This window comes from Salmonella sp. SAL4457, from assembly GCF_046548235.1.
In the GTDB taxonomy this organism is placed as follows: Bacteria; Pseudomonadota; Gammaproteobacteria; order Enterobacterales; family Enterobacteriaceae; genus Salmonella; species Salmonella enterica.
Window position 1 is genome coordinate 1 of the sequence record NZ_JBGDZO010001449.1, and the last position, 231, is coordinate 231.

The window sequence follows — 231 nt, forward strand, 5'->3', positions numbered from 1 at the left end:
GTGGCGATGTCGTCCTGGTCCAGCGCCTCGCGCGGCAAGCTGAGCCAGGCCGGATGCCGGGCCGGACGCTGGTCCCGGCCAAGACTGATGGACATCGCATAGGCGCCGTCGCCGAGCACCTTGCCCGGCAGCAGGCGCAGCCCCCAGGCCTCGAACAGCGGCGCGAGGTCGGACGACTTGTCGCCATCCAGCGTAGCGGCGAAATCGCTGCCGCTGTCGGCCTCGCTGAAG

The 231-nt window shown here is 71.0% G+C and carries 1 protein-coding gene; it reads right to left on the bottom strand.

The window, feature by feature from the left end; genetic code table 11:
- Positions 1 to 231 (bottom strand): hypothetical protein (locus ACLJNW_RS28975; RefSeq protein ID WP_410962134.1); only part of this gene is annotated, 231 nt, incomplete at both ends.